The organism is Mycolicibacterium mageritense, from assembly GCF_010727475.1.
Taxonomy (GTDB): domain Bacteria; phylum Actinomycetota; class Actinomycetes; order Mycobacteriales; family Mycobacteriaceae; genus Mycobacterium; species Mycobacterium mageritense.
In genome coordinates this window covers 2028341-2044849 of record NZ_AP022567.1, presented here as the reverse complement: position 1 = coordinate 2044849, position 16509 = coordinate 2028341, and the positions used below count along the sequence as shown (strand labels likewise).

14 protein-coding genes are annotated in these 16509 nt (G+C 68.3%); 7 read left to right on the top strand and 7 right to left on the bottom strand.

From position 1 onward, the window contains the following. The first annotated feature begins 35 nt into the window (after positions 1-35). Both G6N67_RS09825 and G6N67_RS09820 read left to right on the top strand, forming a co-directional pair. The gene (locus G6N67_RS09825; RefSeq protein WP_036435496.1) at positions 36-704 is read left to right on the top strand and encodes a response regulator transcription factor; all 669 of its coding nucleotides are present in this window, start codon (positions 36-38) and stop codon (positions 702-704) included. Between the two features lie 7 nt (positions 705-711). Beyond that, entirely contained in the window at positions 712-2058 is a 1347-nt protein-coding gene (locus G6N67_RS09820; RefSeq protein WP_036432514.1) for a HAMP domain-containing sensor histidine kinase, read from the top strand. Here G6N67_RS09820 and G6N67_RS09815 read toward each other — a convergent pair. The 3 genes from G6N67_RS09815 to G6N67_RS09805 are packed head-to-tail and all read right to left on the bottom strand — an operon-like array spanning position 2046 to position 4691. Next, positions 2046-2414, bottom strand: coding sequence for a DUF3054 domain-containing protein (locus tag G6N67_RS09815; protein ID WP_036432517.1), 369 nt, complete (start codon positions 2412-2414; stop codon positions 2046-2048). The genes G6N67_RS09820 and G6N67_RS09815 overlap by 13 nt on opposite strands. Then, positions 2401-3600 carry a M23 family metallopeptidase gene (locus G6N67_RS09810; RefSeq protein WP_036432520.1) on the bottom strand — a complete coding sequence of 400 codons (1200 nt, stop codon included), beginning with the start codon at positions 3598-3600 and terminating at the stop codon, positions 2401-2403. The genes G6N67_RS09815 and G6N67_RS09810 overlap by 14 nt, the downstream gene beginning before the upstream one ends. A gap of 8 nt (positions 3601-3608) precedes the next feature. Further along, entirely contained in the window at positions 3609-4691 is a 1083-nt protein-coding gene (locus G6N67_RS09805) for a lysylphosphatidylglycerol synthase transmembrane domain-containing protein (RefSeq protein ID WP_036432523.1), read from the bottom strand. Between the two features lie 72 nt (positions 4692-4763). On the opposite strand from G6N67_RS09805, the gene G6N67_RS09800 reads away from it, so the two are divergent. After that, positions 4764-5903 carry an AI-2E family transporter gene (locus G6N67_RS09800; RefSeq protein WP_036432527.1) on the top strand — a complete coding sequence of 380 codons (1140 nt, stop codon included), beginning with the start codon at positions 4764-4766 and terminating at the stop codon, positions 5901-5903. A 72-nt stretch (positions 5904-5975) separates the two neighbouring features. Here the strand turns inward: G6N67_RS09800 and G6N67_RS09795 are convergent, their stop codons facing one another. The 3 genes from G6N67_RS09795 to trmB all read right to left on the bottom strand — a co-directional run bounded on the left by G6N67_RS09795 (position 5976) and on the right by trmB (position 10523). Continuing rightward, complete coding sequence (locus tag G6N67_RS09795) at positions 5976-8975, bottom strand: trehalose monomycolate exporter MmpL3 (RefSeq protein ID WP_036432532.1); 3000 nt, start codon at positions 8973-8975, stop codon at positions 5976-5978. A 76-nt stretch (positions 8976-9051) separates the two neighbouring features. Beyond that, positions 9052-9720 (bottom strand): NYN domain-containing protein, encoded by a 669-nt coding sequence (locus G6N67_RS09790; RefSeq protein WP_051578914.1) that lies wholly within the window; start codon positions 9718-9720, stop codon positions 9052-9054. 14 nt (positions 9721-9734) lie between these two features. Then, positions 9735-10523, bottom strand: coding sequence for a tRNA (guanosine(46)-N7)-methyltransferase TrmB (gene trmB, locus G6N67_RS09785; protein ID WP_036435497.1), 789 nt, complete (start codon positions 10521-10523; stop codon positions 9735-9737). Positions 10524-10780: 257 nt separating this feature from the next. Between trmB and G6N67_RS09780 the strand changes: the two genes are divergently transcribed. The 4 genes from G6N67_RS09780 (at position 10781) to G6N67_RS09765 (ending at position 16118) form a co-directional block, all read left to right on the top strand. Beyond that, a complete protein-coding gene (locus tag G6N67_RS09780) occupies positions 10781-11647 on the top strand; it encodes a hypothetical protein (RefSeq protein ID WP_230021386.1) in 867 nt (288 codons plus the stop codon). Beyond that, on the top strand, positions 11644-13110 hold the full coding sequence (locus G6N67_RS09775) for a hypothetical protein (RefSeq protein WP_051578697.1): 1467 nt from the start codon (positions 11644-11646) through the stop codon (positions 13108-13110). The genes G6N67_RS09780 and G6N67_RS09775 overlap by 4 nt, the downstream gene beginning before the upstream one ends. 158 nt (positions 13111-13268) lie before the next feature. Next, complete coding sequence (locus G6N67_RS09770) at positions 13269-15098, top strand: phosphoenolpyruvate carboxykinase (GTP) (RefSeq protein WP_036432537.1); 1830 nt, start codon at positions 13269-13271, stop codon at positions 15096-15098. A 141-nt stretch (positions 15099-15239) separates the two neighbouring features. Continuing rightward, positions 15240-16118 carry an LLM class flavin-dependent oxidoreductase gene (locus G6N67_RS09765; protein ID WP_036432539.1) on the top strand — a complete coding sequence of 293 codons (879 nt, stop codon included), beginning with the start codon at positions 15240-15242 and terminating at the stop codon, positions 16116-16118. Here the strand turns inward: G6N67_RS09765 and G6N67_RS09760 are convergent. Continuing rightward, positions 16063-16485 carry a helix-turn-helix domain-containing protein gene (locus tag G6N67_RS09760; RefSeq protein ID WP_036432542.1) on the bottom strand — a complete coding sequence of 141 codons (423 nt, stop codon included), beginning with the start codon at positions 16483-16485 and terminating at the stop codon, positions 16063-16065. The two genes, G6N67_RS09765 and G6N67_RS09760, sit on opposite strands and share 56 nt — an antisense overlap. Positions 16486-16509: the final 24 nt, after the last annotated feature.

Sequence of the window (16509 nt, the reverse complement as noted above, 5' to 3'; positions counted from 1 at the left end):
CACTCGCGCCGGAAGGCGTGAACCGTACCGTGCTGATGGTCGACGACGACCCGGACGTTCGAACCTCGGTGGCCCGCGGATTGCGGCACTCGGGCTTCGACGTCCGGGTCGCGGCCAGCGGCAAGGAAGCACTGCGGCTGCTGTCCAGCGAAACGCACGACGCGTTGGTGCTGGACGTCCAGATGCCCGAACTCGACGGTGTCGCTGTGGTCACTGCGTTGCGGGCCTTGGGCAATGACATTCCGATCTGTGTGTTGTCCGCGCGCGACACCGTCAACGACCGTATCGCCGGTCTCGAGGCGGGCGCGGACGACTACCTGACCAAACCTTTCGATCTCGGTGAGCTGGTCGCGCGGTTGAACGCGCTGCTGCGTCGGGTCAGCCACACGGACCGGCAGTCCGACAGCATGACCGTCGGGCCGCTGACCATCGACACCGCGCGCAGGCTGGTGTTCGTGGCGGGCGACCGGGTGGATCTGACCAAACGCGAGTTCGATCTGCTGGCGGTGCTCGCCGAGAATGCCGGCGTGGTGCTGTCCCGGCAGCGCCTGCTGGAGCTGGTGTGGGGCTACGACTTCGACGTCGACACCAACGTGGCCGACGTCTTCATCTCGTACCTGCGGCGCAAGTTGGAGCGCGACGACATCCCCCGGGTCATCCACACCGTGCGTGGCATCGGATACGTGCTGCGCGACGAATCCTAGGCTGCGGATGCGGTCATCCCGGCTGTTCCGGTCGACGTCGCTGCGGACCAGGGTGGCGATCGCCAGCGCGATCGCGGCCTCGGCCGTGGTGGCGGTGTTCGCGATCCTGACCTCGGTGGTGCTGGCCAACAACGATGCGGCACAGCTCGACCGCAGGCTCGATTCGATCATCGACGCCAGCTTCAATCCCGAGCAGTTCCAGGATCCCCGCCGCGGCGTGCTCACCACGGGACGGGCCCGCGCGACCGGCGAGTTGGTGTTCCAGCGCGGCGCCCAGTTGCCGGAATTGCCGCCCGGCACGTCGACCGTGGAGGTCAACGGTGCCGAATACCGGGTCCGCACCATCGAATTGGAGCAGGACGGCGGGCTGCTCATGTCGATCGGTATCCGCGCCGACAGTATCCTGTTGAGCTCCAACCGGATTCCGCTGTATGTCGTGATCGGGGTGGTCACGGTGCTGATCGCGGGCGGGCTCGGGTGGCTGCTGGCGGGCCCGGCGGTGCGGCCGCTGCGCAAGCTGACCGAACACACCTCGAAGCTCGGCTCCGGCACGGAGCCGATGCCCGAGGTGCGCGGTGTCCGCGAAGCCGAAGACCTCTCCGAGGCCATGGGGGAGATGCTGATCCGGCTCGCGGCCGCGCAGCGGGCGACCACGAATTCGCTTCAGGCCGCACAGGATTTCGCGGCCAACGCCGCGCACGAGCTGCGTACACCGCTGACCGCGATGCGGGCCGACCTCGACACGCTGCGCATTCACAATCTGCCCGAGGCCGAACGCGACGAGGTGGTGGCCGACCTGTCCCGCACGCAGCGGCGGGTGGAGGCCATCATCACCGCACTCGGTCAGCTCGCCTCGGGCCAGCTCGCGCAGGATGAGGACCGCGAACTGATCGACGTCACCGAGATGCTCTACCGCGTCGCGCGGGAGAACATGCGCCCGGGCGGGGCGGTCGAGATCGACGTGCAGGCCGGCGGTGACGTGGGCACAGTGCTCGGCTGGCCCGCCGGGCTGCGGCTGGCCGTGGACAACCTCGTCCGCAACGCGATCACCCACGGCGAGGCCAGCCGAATCGTGTTGACCGCACAGCGCCGTGGCCGGGTGCTGACCATCGTCGTCGACGACAACGGGCGCGGGTTGCCCGCCGAGGAACACGAAACCGTGCTCGGCCGGTTCCGGCGCGGCAGCACCGCAGGAGCGGGCGGATCCGGGCTCGGGTTGGCGCTCGTGGTGCAGCAGGCCGAACTGCACGGCGGCGACATCAAACTGTCCGACGGTCCGCTCGGCGGGTTACGGGCGACGCTGACCGTGCGGACGATGCCCGACCCGGTCGAGGAGTCGGATCAGTTCGCCTGAGAGCGCCGGCCCACGCGGGCGAACGCCGCCCGCCAGCCCAGCAGCAGCGCCGCGGTGACCAACGACGCGACCACGATGAAACTGCCCGCCACGGTGGCCGACGTGGCCTTGCGCAACAGCATGCCGACCGCGACGGTCGCGACCCACACCGCAATCCCCGTGGGCGCCAACGACGTCGGTTTGCGCCAGCCGCGGGACACGAGCCAGCCGACCAGCGTGCCGGTCAAGAACGGCCAGGCCGTCTCGGCGATCCCGCTCACGGTCAGCCCCTCGGCGTGGCTGCGTCGCCCGATGGTGCAGAACACCACCACGCAGACCAGGTCGGTCAGCAGCGCCAGGGCGCTAGCTCGTCGCATATGTCATCACGTCCAATACCAGTGGGCTGACCTCGGTTTGGTCCCGCGCGGCGAAGCCGGGCTGCAACGCTGCCGGCTTGCCGTTCAGCGCGGCTTCGACAGCGGTGTCCGAGGCCAACCGGGTGTCCAGTCGGAAGGTTTTCAGGACGAATGGTAACCCGTTGGACGCCAACGGATCCGGCCCGTCCATCACGTGGAAGTGCAGGTGCGGCGCATCGGAGTTGCCGGAGTTGCCCAGCGCGGCGATGACCTGGCCGGTCTTGAGCTGATCGCCCACCTTGACCTTGAGGCTCTGCGGCTGCAGGTGTGCGTAGAACGCGTAGTTGCCGTCGCCGAGATCCTGCACGATGTGATTGCCGCCGTACTGCTCCAGCGTCAGCCCGCTGGGCGTGACGCCGGGGGTCTGCTCGGGCAGCCCGTCGACCACGGCGACGACCGGTCCGTCGGCGACCGCGTGGATCTCGGCGCCGAAGTACGGGTAGCTCTCGACCTTGGCCGCCTCGCCGGTGAACAGCCGGTTCTGGGCGTCGAGCTGCACATAATCGATCGCGAACCGCTCTGCGGCCCAGATCTTTCCGTTGATGGGATTGAGGGCCATGCGGTGCGCGGTCATGTCGCAGCAGCTGTTGGCGTCGAGCCAGTCCTCACCGGCCAGCGGTGGCGAGATCGACACCGGCTTACGGGTCTGCACCGACACCGGGCCCACCGATTCCGTGAGGTTGGCCGGGATCAGCGGCGGCATCGGTTTGGCGACCGTGACGTCGACGGAGTGCGTCAGCCCGGTGGGTAGCTGTTCCGGATCGGCCGCCACGACGTCGAGCCAGACGAACGCGCTCTGCCCGGGCCCGAGCACGTTGGTGCCGGTGGCCGGGTTGCCCAACTGGCGGGTCCAGTACTTGAGGCTGTCCCCGGACAGCCGCAGCAACGCCCGGTCCCCGTCCATGGCGCTGACCGAGTTGACGGTGACGTTGCCCGACATCGTGTTGGTGAGCATGAGTTCGTAGGCCAGGTGAGTGCGGCCGTCGGTGGCGGGCACCGGGACCGGATCCGCGACCACCGACGCGATCACGGGCGTCGGCGCCGGTGGCGGCGAGGTCGCGGTGGTCGACTCCGACTCGGGGGTGCGTGCCGACGAGCAGGCCGTCAGGACGACCGCGAGCGCCGCGACGAGGATCGGTGACCGCATGGCGCTCCCTAGGGCTCGGGTGGGGTGTCGTCTGTTGGTTCGCTTGCGTCCGGGTCGATGTCCTTCTCGGTGCGGAACATGAAGAAGAACACCACCCATCCGATCGCGGAGATGAAGATCCAGCTCACCAGGCGGTAGATGAGCATCGCCGAGATCGCCGAGGCCAACGTCATACCGCTGGACACCAGGCCCGGCACCAGCACGGCCTCGACCACGAGCAGGCCGCCCGGCATCAACGGGATCGATCCGACGGCGCGCGCGGCGGCGTACGCGACCGTGACACCGGCCAGCGACGGGTGCCCGCCGGCCGCGTAGCACGCGAAGGCCAGGCAGCCCACGTCGGCGATCCAGTTGAACAAGGACCAACTGAACGCCACCCCGAGGTCGCGGCGGCCCAGGTTGACCGACTCGAGTTGCTGCAGGATCTCGCGCCACTTGCCCAGCCCGGTTTCGGCGGGTTTGCCGCGCACGGAGTTGGCCCACGACAGCACTTTCGCGCCGATCCCGTCGATCAGCTCGGGCCTGGTGGCCACGGCCTGCGCCAGCAGGATGATGGCGAGCAGGCCGCCCAGCGAAAAGATAAGGGACAGTGGGTTTTTGCTGGCGCCGAGCATCAGGGCGCCGCCGAGACCGAGCAGGGCCAGGCCGACCACCTGGAGCACGCCGGACATCACCAGCTGCCACGACGCGACCAACGGCGACGCGCCCCAGATCCGCTGCTGGCGGTAGACGAAGGTGGCCGAGAGCACCGGGCCGCCCGGCATCGTGGTGGACAGCGCGTTGCCTGCGTAGAACGCGGCCTCCGAGCGCCACTGCCTGACGGGGACACCGGCCGACTTCAACAGCGTGCGCTGAATCTGGGCGAAGCTGTGCATCGAGGCCATCGCGGCCAGCACCGCGGCGAAAACCCACCACCAGTTGGCTGACAGCAGGCTCTTCCAGGCCTTGGCCAGCTGGTCCCACACCAGGGCCAACTCGACCGCCAGCACGGTGACCGCGATGCCGATGATCAGCCAGCGCAGCCACCAGTACTTGCCGCGCGTGGAGCCTGCCCGGTCGCGGGCGGCTTGTGCCGGCGCGTCGTGTGACACGCCCTACAGGGTAACCGCGCAGGTCGCGCTCAGATCAGCCTTGTTGCGGCGCGCCGCGGCTACGCTACCGGCATGCCATCGGATTCTGTTGCTTATGAATCGGTAACGCCCCTTGTCCGTAAGGCCGCCGCGTGGTCGTGGCGGTTGCTGATCATCCTGGCCGCCGTAATCGCCGTGCTGTGGTTGATCAAACGGTTGGAAGTGCTCGTGGTTCCCGTGGCGCTGGCCACCATGGTCACCGCGTTGCTGTTGCCCGCCGTGGACTTCATGGACCGGTACGGATTTCCGCGCGGCGCGGCCGTGGCGCTCGTGCTGCTCGCCGGGATCGCGGTCGTCGGCGGCATCCTGACCTTCGTGGTCAGCCAGTTCATCGAGGGCGCGCCGGCCCTGGTCGAGCAGATGACCCGCAGCATCGACGGCGTCCGGCACTGGCTGATCAACGGCCCGCCGCACCTCAGCAAGGAACAGATCGACCAGGCGGGCAACACCGCGATCGATGCGCTGCGCAACAACCAGGAAAAGCTGACCACCGGGGCGCTGTCCACCGCGGGCACGCTCACCGAGCTGGTCACCGGCGCCCTGCTGATGCTGTTCACGCTGATCTTCCTGCTGCACGGCGGCCGGAACATCTTCGGGTTCGTGTCCAAGGTGTTCCCGGTCGACGTGCGGGAACGGGTGCGCGACGCGGGCCGGGCCGGGTTCCACTCCCTCGTCGGCTACGTGCGGGCCACGTTCCTGGTGGCCCTCGTCGACGCCGTCGGCATCGGCACGGGCCTGGCGATCATGGGCATTCCCCTGGCCCTGCCGCTGGCCTCCCTGGTCTTCATGGGTGCGTTCATCCCGCTGGTCGGTGCCGTCATCGCGGGCTTCCTGGCGGTCGTGGTGGCGCTGCTGGCCAAGGGCTTCATCTACGCCTTGATCACGCTGGGCCTGATCATCGCCGTGCAGCAGCTGGAGGGCCATGTGCTGCAGCCGCTCGTGATGGGCCGCGCGGTGTCGATCCATCCGCTGGCCGTGGTGCTCGCGATCGCCGGTGGTGGTGTGTTGGCAGGCATCGTGGGCGCGCTGTTGGCGGTGCCCGCCGTGGCCGTGATCAACAGCGCGGTGCGCGTGCTCCTGGCCGAGAACCCGTCCGCCGAGGAGGCCCGGCAGGAGGCTCAGGCCGGCGCGGGCGTGATCATCGACGCCGAACCGGACGAACCCGAGGAGTAACCCGCCGAATGTCGGCTCGTGTTCGACATTTCGACAAATCGTCGAACACGAGCCAACGCTGGGCGGAGCGAACTACAGCCGGCCCTCGCGGCGCAGCAGATCCTGAGCGCTCATTCCGCCACCACGGCGCTTGGGCTCTTCGTCGCGGGTGTTGAGCTTCTCGGTCGAGGGGTCCGCGTCGCGCTGACGGGGCGGCTTCGGGATGGCCGTCGTGGGATCCGGGGCGTTGGGATCCCGCTGGGCGCTGAACGCCGTCGTCGGCAGGTTCTCCTCGGGGCGGGCCTGCGGCATCGCGGTCGTCGGCTCAGATGACAGCCGGGGCTTGGGCCCAGTGGCGCCACCCGAGCCCGACGGGCCGCCGCGCAGCGCGCCGAGCCACGACTCGATCTCGCGTTCCTCGCGCTGCGGAGGCGTGGGCGGCGGTGGCGGCGGCTGCTTCTGCGGCTGCGCGGTCGGCATCGGCGTGCGCTGGGTGGCCGCGTTGGCGTTGCCCGTCGCGCTGTTCACGGCATTGCTCACCGCGTTGCGAACGGCGTTGCGCGCCATGGCCAATCGCGTGGTGGCAGGCTCTTCGTCCTGCGCCTGCGGCGGCTGCCCCGGTGGGGGCGGCGGCGGTGGCGGCGCCATGCGCGTGGTGCCTGCGGCCGACGGCGCGTTGGTGCGCGGTGGCGGCGGCTGGTTGCGGGTATCGACCGCGGGATGGGTCGGGTCGTGCGGCGGCAGCGGCCGGGGCGGCGGTGAGCCGACGCCGACCAGCGCGCGCTCGTCCTCGGCGGGTTCCCGCACGGTGGGACGCTTGCGCTCGTCGGGCAGCTCGGTCTCGCCGAGGCCGATGGCCTCCTGCACGCGCTTCATCCAGCGCGGCGCCCACCAGCAGTCGTCGCCGAGCAGCTTCATGATGGCGGGCACCAGGAACATTCGGATGACCGTGGCGTCCAGCAGCAACGCGATGAGCAGACCGAAGGCCAGGTACTTCATCATCACCAGGTCGGAGAACGCGAACGCGCCCGCGACGACGGCAAGCACCAGGGCCGCACCGGTGATCAGGCGGCCCGTGGTGGCGGTGCCGATGCGGATGGACTCCGCGGTCGACATGCCGCGCTCCCGGGCCTCGACCATGCGGGAGACCAGGAACACCTCGTAGTCGGTCGACAAGCCCCAGATCACCGCGATGATCAGGCCGATCATCGGTGCCATCAGCGGCTGCGGCGTGTAGTTCAGCACGCCCGACCCGTGCCCGTCGATGAACATCCACGTCAAGATGCCCATGGTCGAGCCAAGGGTGAGCGCGCTCATCAACGCGGCCTTGACCGGCAGCACGATCGATCCGAACGCCAGGAACATCAGCACCGTGGTGGTGATGACCAGGATCGTCACCATGAGCGGCAGCCGAGAGAACAGGCTGTGGATCGAGTCCTGTTCGAGCGCGGGCGTACCACCCACGTACACCGAGATACCGCGTGGCGGCTGCAGCGCGCGCAGCTCGTCGACCTTCTGCGCGGCATCACCCCGGCTGATCAGACCGTTCTGGATCACCCGCACCGCTGGATCCTTCGACCCGCTGTCGGTGGCCGGGCGTTCCTTCCACATGGCGTCCGGATTGTTGTCCGGATCGGTGAAGCCCGAAACCGTCAGCGCCTTGGCGCGCATGTCGGCGATCTGCGAATCGGTGATCTTCTCGCCGTCATCGCGCTTCATCACCAGGGTGATCTGCTCGGTGCGGAAGCCGGGGAAGAGCCTGTCGAACTCCTCCTGAGACTGCCGGACCGGGTTGTCGGGCGGCAGGTACTTCTCACTGATGCCGGCAAGCGCGAGCGAGCCGATGGGCAGCACCAGCAGCGTCATCACGATGAGGATCGGCGCCGCGAACGCGATCGGCCGCTTCATCACGACGTTGACCAGCCGGCCCCAGAAGCCCTGCTCGACTTCTTCGCGGGTCTTGGTCTTCTGCGTCTTCTCGGCGAACCAGTCGATGATCCGGCGCGAGAAAGGCCAGTTGGCCAGGAACGGCACCCGCAGCAGTGTGCGTACGCCGAGCGCGTCGACGTTGGCGCCCAAGATGCCCAGAGTTGCCGGCAGGACCGTGATGGACAGGAACGCCGCCAACATGACCGACGCGATGATCGCGTACGTGATCGATTTCAGGAAGCCGAGCGGGATCAGCAGCAGTGGCAGCGACGACGCCACGATGATGACGGCGGAGAAGGCCACGGTGCGGCCCGATGTCATCACCGATCTTCGGACCGCGGCTTCGGTGTCGTAGCCCTCGGCGAGTTCTTCTCGGAACCGGCTCACGATGAACAGGCCGTAGTCGATCGCGATACCGAAGCCCATCATGGTCACGACGGGCTGGGCGAAGAAGTGCACGGGCCCGAACTCGGCGGTGAACCGTAGGATGCCCAACGCGCCCGCGATGGTCAGGCCGCCGATGATGGCCGGCAGCGCGGCCGCGACCGCACCGCCGAACACGAAGAACAGCACGACGGCGACCAGCGGGACGATCGCCAACTCGGCGCGCTTCTGGTCGGTGCCGATCGTGCCGGTCAGCTCACTGGCCAGCGGGTTGAGGCCGGCCAGCTTGATGTCGCCGCCGTTGACCTGCTGCAGATCGGGTTCGATGGTCTGGTAGTTCTTCAGGATCGCGTCGTCGTCGTCGCCCTTGAGCGGGACGCTGATGAAGGTGTGGCGGCCGTCCTCGGTCTTCATCGCGGCGAGCGATGCGACGTCAGGAGCCTTCAGCCAGCCGACCCAGCCCTCGATCTGGTCCGGGTGATCCTTGACCACCTTGTCGAGCTCCGCCGTGACGTCCTTCTGCCACGCCTTGTCGGTGACCTTCTTGTCATCGGGCGGCGTCAGGATCGCCACGATGTGGCTGGTTCTGTCGCGGCCGTACACCTCGTCGCCGATCAGCGACGCCTGCACCGACTGGCTGCCCTCGTCGTAAAAGCCGCTTTGCGTGACGTGCTTACCCAGGTCGGCCCCGTAGATGCCGCCACCGAGGCAAAGCGCCACCATGACACCGATGACGATGTACCTGAACCGGTACACCGTTCGACCCCACCAGGCGAACACTTACGCTCCTAACTGAAAAACTTGTGATGACCCGCACTTCGCGTTATCAGGCGAGCTTTACGGCCTTCTGCAGTTGTTACACACGCGAGGTCAGCAGCGATGACAGCGGCCGGAACGGCTGCAGCCATGCCCCCTGCTCGGGTAGCGAGTCCAGGCCGATCCGTGGCAGCGGTTCCCGGAAAACACCAGGAATATCCTCCAGATCGACAAACTCCAAGGTATCCGACGCTAGCGCCCAGCTTGCATGTTCGCGAAATCCGAGCACCTGCACGGGCGTGCCTTCGCGGGCGATGTCCTCCAGCGGTTGCCGGAAGGCCTGTCCGTCGGCCGACGCGACCAACACCGCCGCGAGTCCTTCGCTTCTGCGCAGGGCAATGTGGTCGAGCATGTCGCTGTCGACGTCGCTGTCGTCATCGATCTTCGGTTTTGCGAAGACGGCGAACCCCACGTTACGCAACGCCTCCACCCACGGTCGAACGACATCGGCGCTACCTGGGGCGATGTTGGTGAAGACGGTGGCTTCGGGCTCGAGCGACACGTCGGGTTGATGGGCGGACAGCTCGGCGGTGTAGGACAGCAGCCAGCGGCCCAGCGCGTCGAACCGGGGCCGGTGCGCCGCGGTCGGCCTGCCGCCGAGGATGGATCCGAGACCCATGTCCAGGTTGGGGGCGTCCCAGACCAGCAGCACGCGGTGCGGGCTGGCCGCGGACACACCGATCTCGTCGGCCTGTTCGTCGTGTTGGATCGCCTCGGTCACACTCACGCCCGTTTCTCCCAGATCAATTCGGTGACGTCGGGTCCGGCGAGCGCCTTCTGCTCGTATTTGGTGACGGGCCGCTGCAACGAGATCGGCAGCCCGTCGGTGTCTTGTGTGACGCGGCGCAGCAGCGGTTCGGCGTCACCGACCTCGGCGATGTGTTCGGCGTAGCCGGCGTGGTCGGTGGCGGCGTGCAGGATGCCGCCGGGCCGGAGCCGGTCGGCGATGAGCGCGACGGTCGCCGGTTGCAGCAGTCGGCGCTTGTGGTGGCGGGCCTTGGGCCACGGGTCGGGGAAGAACACCCGCACGCCGGTCAACGACTCGCTGCCGAACATGTGCTCGAGCACGTCGACCCCGTCACCTCGGACCAAGCGGATGTTGGTGACACCGGCGCGGTCGATGGCGCTGAGCAGTTGAGCCAGGCCCTTGCGGTAGACCTCGACGGCCACGACGTCGACATCTGGTTCGGCCATCGCCATCGCCAGCGTCGAAGTCCCGGTTCCTGAGCCGATCTCGAGCACCACGGGCGCCGACCGGCCGAACCACGCCGTGGTGTCGAGGTTCACGACGGGTTTGGAGTCGTCGTCGCGGGCCTGCATGCCCAGCTCGGGCCAACGGCGGTCCCAGGTCTCCTGTTGTCCTGCGGACAGCGTCGAGCGCCGGGTGCGGAAGCTGGTCACCCGGGGCAGGCGGTGGGGCTCGGGGGCCGGATCGCCGGCAGTGTCTGACACCGGAGCCGGTCCGCCGGCGACATCGGACCTGCGCGCGTGCATTTGTCCATGGTGGCGCATCGACGGCGAAGTGCCCGCATCGTGGTACAGATTGATACCCAACAGTTGCCTTCAGCTGTTAGGTGCCGCACAAACAACCGTTCGCGGGCCTGTCCGGGGCGTGCCACGATTTCGGTGGGGGCCCGACGTGTGGCCCGGACCGAGGTAGGAAAGGCCACCCGATTTTCGCAGACGAGCTGAAGCGGTTCGCTGACCGTGATGGCCGGTCACAGCTGCGGCAGATCAGCGCACAGGTGTCGCAGCCATTGAGTGTTGCCGTGCAGGGACGTCGCGGGGTGGGGGCGCGCACCGTCGCGCACGCGTTGACGGGCTGCGGCATGCGGGTGGTCGACGGTCGCGCCGACGTCGCGGTGCTCGTGGTGACCGAGGTCGCCAAGCCCGAGGACCGGGCGGAGATCGCCCGTTTGCAGGCCGCGGACCAGCCGGTGCTCATGGTCCTCAACAAGGCGGACCTGGCGGGATCCGGGCCGGGCGGTCCGGTGGCCACCGCGCGTCGGCGCGCAGGCGAACTGCGCGCGCTGACGGGCGTGCCCGTGGCCCCGATGGTCGCGCTGCTCGCCGACGCCGCGCCCTCGGCGCATGACCTGGACGCCTTCCGGGTGCTGGCCGCCGAACCCTGCGAGCTGACGTCACCGGATGCGTTCCTCTCCGCGCAGCACCCGCTGTCCGTCGCGGCGCGCGCGGAACTGCTGGTGACGTTCGACCGGTTCGGCATCGCGCACGCGGTGCTCGCATCGAGCCGCGGCGCCGACGCTGCCACGGTCACGGCCCGGCTGCGGGAGCTCAGCGAGCTCGATCGGGTGGTGGCGGCGCTCGACGCGGTGGCTGCGCCCGTGCGTTACCGAAGGGCTCGGCGGGCCTTGACGCAGTTGCGCGCGATGGCCGACGACCGCGTCGGCCGGTTCCTGGCTGCCGACGACACCGTGATCGCGGTGATGGCCGCCGCGGTCGACGTCGTCGAGGCGGCCGGTCTCGAGGTGGACCGCGGTCGCGACGGCGATGCGCACCTGCGCCGGGCCCGGCATTGGCGGCATTACAGCCGTGGACCCGTCAACGCGCTGCACCGCAGCTGCGGCGCCGACATCGCGCGCGGCTCGCTGCGGCTGCACGGGTTGAGCCGATGACAGATCCGATCGCCGGGTCGATGCGCGATTCCATCGCCGAAGCCGACGCCGTGGTGGCCGCGGTCGATCCCCGGTTGACCGCGCCGGGGATCGAGGTCCGCGACGCGGTGCTCGTGGTCGGCCCGTGGCTCGCGGGCGCGACCAGCGTGCTCGCGGCGCTGCGCGAACTGATGCCGGGGCACACGTTCATCGAGTCGACGGATCTGCGTGCCGGCGAGGCGCCTGCCGCCGTCGTGTTCGTCGTCTCGGCGGCCGCCCCGGTGACCGAATCAGATTGTGCGCTCATCGATTTGGCGGCGGCGCACACCGACCTCGTGGTGGGGGTGCTGTCCAAGATCGATGCGCACCGCAACTGGCGTGAGGTGCGCGACGCCGACGCGGCGATCCTGGCCGAGCGCGCCACCCGTTACGAACGCATGCCGTGGGTGGGCGTCGCGGCCGCACCCGACCTGGGCGAACCGCAGCTCGGTGAGCTCGTCGACCTGCTCACGGAGCGCTTGGGCGATCCGGACGTGCCACGTCGAAACCGGTTGCGGGCGTGGGAGACCCGGCTGGAATCGGTCATCGGCAGATATGAGGCCGACGGTTCCGGCGCCGACCGCAAGGCCCGCGTGGCTGCCTTGCGGGAACGCCGCGACGAGACCACGCGAGCCCGCAGGCTCGCCAAGACTGAGCGCAGTATCGCGCTGCGCAGCCAGCTGCAGCAGGCCCGCGTCCAGCTCGGCTATTTCGCGCGTAACCGCTGTAACTCCGTTCGCACCGAACTGCAGGAGGACGTCGCGGGCATCGGCAGACGCCGGATCGCGGCGTTCGAGTCCTACGCCGCGCGACGCGCCGCCGACGTGGTCGACGAGGTCGACGAGGGCGTCACCAAACATCTCGGCGACGTCGCGGCCGAACTCGGGTTCACGGCCCCACCGAGCCCCGGGCCGCCGCCGCTGCCCGACATCGGCAGGCCCGCCCTGAAATCCCGGACCCTGGAGAGCCGCCTCATGGTGGTGCTGGGTATCGGCTTCGGGCTCGGGGTGGCGGTGACGGTCAGCCGGCTGCTGGCCGGGGCGGCGCCCAAGCTCGCGGTCGCGGGCCTGGTGGTCGGCGCGGTCGTGGGCCTGCTGCTGACGGTCTGGGTGGTCAGTACCCGCGGGCTGCTGCACGACCGCGTGGTGCTCGACCGCTGGGTCGTCGATGCCACGACGACGCTGCGCTCGACGGTCGAGGAACTCGTCGCCACCCGGGTGCTGGCCGTGGAAACCGCGTTGACCTCCGAGCTCGCCGCACGGGACGAAGCCGAGGGCGCGGCCGCCGCGGAACGCGTCGCGGCCATCGACGCAGAGCTCCGCGAACACGCGATCGCGACCGCGCGCGCAGCCGCACAACGCGACCGCCGGATACCGGTACTGCAGCGCGCACTGGACGCCGTTCGGGACGATCTTTATGCCAGCTCAGGCCCTACTGGCGAGTAATCGATCAAGAACGCAAATCTGAATCGTTCTTGTGAGTCATCGGACATAGCACTGGTTAACCGCGGGTATGTCACCCGCGTTAACCTCTACCAAAGGAGCGACCGTGACCGCGTTGTGATGCGGCTTGAGTTCCAAAAAATTCGACGCAGGAGATATTGATGACCTCAGCGACCATTCCGGGGCTGGATACCGCACCGACCAAGCATCAGGGCCTCCTGGCCTGGGTTCAGGAGGTCGCGGAACTGACTCAGCCGGAACGGGTGGTTTTCGCCGACGGTTCGGAGGAGGAGTTCAACCGCCTCTCGGCGCACCTGGTCGAGGCGGGAACCTTCAAACGGCTCGACGACGCGAAGCTGCCCAACTCCTACCTGGCCCTGTCGGACCCGTCCGACGTCGCCCGTGTCGAGTCCCGCACCTTCATCTGCACCGAGCGTGAAATCGACGCCGGTCCGACCAACAACTGGATGGACCCGGCCGAGATGCGCGGCATCATGACCGACCTCTACCGCGGCTCGATGCGCGGCCGCACCATGTACGTGGTGCCGTTCTGCATGGGGCCGCTGGGTGCGGAGGATCCCAAGCTCGGCGTCGAGATCACCGACTCGGAGTACGTCGTCGTCTCGATGCGCACCATGACCCGCATGGGCCAGGCCGCGCTCGACAAGCTCGGCGACGACGGCTTCTTCGTCAAGGCGCTGCACTCGATCGGTGCGCCGCTTGAGCCCGGCCAGGCTGACGTCCCGTGGCCGTGCAACGACACCAAATACATCACGCACTTTCCCGAGACCCGCGAGATCTGGAGCTTCGGTTCGGGCTACGGCGGCAACGCGCTGCTGGGTAAGAAGTGCTATTCGCTGCGTATCGCGTCGGCCATGGCGCACGACGAGGGCTGGCTCGCCGAGCACATGCTGATCGTCAAGCTGATCTCCCCGGAGAACAAGGCGTACTTCATCGCGGCCGCGTTCCCGTCGGCATGCGGCAAGACCAACCTCGCGATGATCCAGCCCACCATCCCGGGCTGGCGCGCCGAGACCGTCGGCGACGACATCGCGTGGATGCGCTTCGGCAAGGACGGCCGGCTCTACGCCGTCAACCCCGAGTTCGGGTTCTTCGGCGTCGCGCCGGGCACCAATTGGTCGTCGAACCCCAACGCCATGAAGACCATCGAGGCGGGCAACACCGTCTTCACCAACGTGGCCCTGACCGACGACAACACCGTGTGGTGGGAGGGTCTGGAAGGCGAGCCCGACCATCTCATCGACTGGAAGGGCAACGACTGGATCCTCCGCGAGACGGAGTCCAAGGCCGCGCACCCGAACTCGCGTTACTGCACCCCGATCTCGCAGTGCCCGACGCTGGCGCCCGAGTGGGACGACCCGCAGGGCGTGCCGATCTCGGCGATCCTGTTCGGTGGCCGCCGCAAGACCACGGTGCCGCTGATCACCGAGGCCCGCGACTGGCAGCACGGCGTCTTCATCGGCGCCACGCTCGGCTCCGAGCAGACCGCGGCCGCCGAGGGCAAGGTCGGCACCGTCCGCCGCGATCCGATGGCGATGCTGCCGTTCCTCGGCTACAACGTGGGTGACTACTTCCAGCACTGGATCAACATCGGCAAGAACGCCGACGAGTCGAAGATGCCGAAGGTGTTCTTCGTCAACTGGTTCCGCCGCGGCGCCGACGGCCGGTTCCTGTGGCCCGGATTCGGTGAGAACAGCCGCGTGCTGAAGTGGGCCATCGAGCGCATCGAGCACAAGGCCGACGGCCGCTCGACCCCGATCGGTATCGTGCCGACCGCGGCCGACCTCGACCTGTCCGGTCTGGACGTCGACCCGGCCGACGTCGACGAGGCCCTCGCCGTAAACGTCGACGAGTGGCGGGCCGAGCTGCCGCTGATCGAGGAGTGGTTCGAGTTCGTCGGTGAGAAGCTGCCGACCGGCATCAAGGACGAGTTCGACGCCCTCAAGCACCGCTTGGACGAAGAGGGATAAACCCTCACCCAGCACTGCCGACTGGCCGGTTGTTGCACGCTTTTTTTCCGGTTTGCGTGCGACAACCGGCCTTTCAGTTGTCTTGGTGAATGTTCTGCGCGGGTTGCGTTCAACCGCACTTGAGCCGCAACACTCGCGGCCATGGAGATCAGCATCGCGCTTCCGACGTTCAGCGCCCCCGATACCCCGATCCCCGACGTCGTTTCGACAGCCCGGCATGCCGAGGCGCTCGGGTTCGACGGGGCATGGGCCGGCGACCATTTGAGCACCGGTGCGCCGTTTCTGGAAAGCGTCGTCGCCCTCAGCGCAGCGGCTGCGGTGACCGAACGGCTGCAGCTCGGGTTCGGTGTTCTACTGCTGGGCTTGCGATCAGAGGCCTGGATTGCCAAGCAGATCGCCTCGCTGCAATTGCTCTCGGGTGGGCGTGTGCTGCTCGGTGTCGGAGTGGGCGGTGCACCTGCCGCCGAGTGGGCCGCAGCGGGAGCACTGCTTCACGAACGGGGCCGACGCACCGACCTGATGCTGCAGGCGTTACCAGACCTTTTGGCCGGCAAGACAACTGCGCTACGGACAGAAACCGGGGAGCCGACGCTCACCCTGGAACCCGCCGTGCCGACGCCGCCGGTGTGGATCGGTGGTGCGTCGGACGCCGCGCTGCGCCGCGCGGTCCGGCACGGGACCGGTTGGCTTGCTTCGCTGTTGACTCCCGAGCAGATCGACCGGCTACGCACCCGGCTGGCCGAGATGGCCGGCAGCGCCGCGATCCCGCGGATCGGCACCACGCTGTTCACCGCACTGGGTGCTGACCGAGCGCGGGCCGTGCGCTGGCTGGAGAGCCTGCTCGTTCCGCGGGAGGTCGCGGACCGGATGATGATCGGTTCAGCACGCGAATTCGAAGACCGGCTGGGGAGTTACGCCGAGGCCGGGGTCTCGCACGTGGTCGTCAACGCGGGAACGCAGAACCTCATGGCACAGTACGATGCGGTCGCGCAGATCGCTGCAACGAACGCGGCACGCTGACACCGCCCCGGAAATCGGGGCATCGCACCAAGTCGGGGCCGTGTCTGCAGTCGCGCAGGCGGCTCAGGTAGTCGCGGGCCCGCGTGAGCTCGTCGATACGGTTCTCGATATCACCGATCCGGCGAATGACGGTGTGCTGCCAATGTTGCCGGTGTGCCAGAAGTTCGGCGATGTCCTCGATCGACAGCCGTCCGTCGTGGCGCCACAGGCAGATCAGTGCGACGCGGTACACCTGTTCGACGTCGTAGATCCGCTGTCCGGCCCGCCGACCGGGCACCACGAGGCCGCATCGCTCCCAATAGTGCAGCGTCGACAGTGGTAGGTCGAAATGGTCGGCGACTTCGCGGATGGTCGCGTACTCGGTCATCACTCAATTGGACCGCATTTGCCC

Bases quoted from the DNA above. Each gene is read 5' to 3' on its own strand.
- G6N67_RS09825 (WP_036435496.1), top strand. From the start codon at position 36: ATGGTCGACGACGACCCGGACGTTCGAACCTCGGTGGCCCGCGGATTG.
- G6N67_RS09820 (WP_036432514.1), top strand. From the start codon at position 712: ATGCGGTCATCCCGGCTGTTCCGGTCGACGTCGCTGCGGACCAGGGTG.
- G6N67_RS09815 (WP_036432517.1), bottom strand. From the start codon at position 2,414: ATGCGACGAGCTAGCGCCCTGGCGCTGCTGACCGACCTGGTCTGCGTG.
- G6N67_RS09810 (WP_036432520.1), bottom strand. From the start codon at position 3,600: ATGCGGTCACCGATCCTCGTCGCGGCGCTCGCGGTCGTCCTGACGGCC.
- G6N67_RS09800 (WP_036432527.1), top strand. From the start codon at position 4,764: ATGCCATCGGATTCTGTTGCTTATGAATCGGTAACGCCCCTTGTCCGT.
- trmB (WP_036435497.1), bottom strand. From the start codon at position 10,523: ATGCGCCACCATGGACAAATGCACGCGCGCAGGTCCGATGTCGCCGGC.
- G6N67_RS09775 (WP_051578697.1), top strand. From the start codon at position 11,644: ATGACAGATCCGATCGCCGGGTCGATGCGCGATTCCATCGCCGAAGCC.
- G6N67_RS09770 (WP_036432537.1), top strand. From the start codon at position 13,269: ATGACCTCAGCGACCATTCCGGGGCTGGATACCGCACCGACCAAGCAT.
- G6N67_RS09765 (WP_036432539.1), top strand. From the start codon at position 15,240: ATGGAGATCAGCATCGCGCTTCCGACGTTCAGCGCCCCCGATACCCCG.
- G6N67_RS09760 (WP_036432542.1), bottom strand. From the start codon at position 16,485: ATGACCGAGTACGCGACCATCCGCGAAGTCGCCGACCATTTCGACCTA.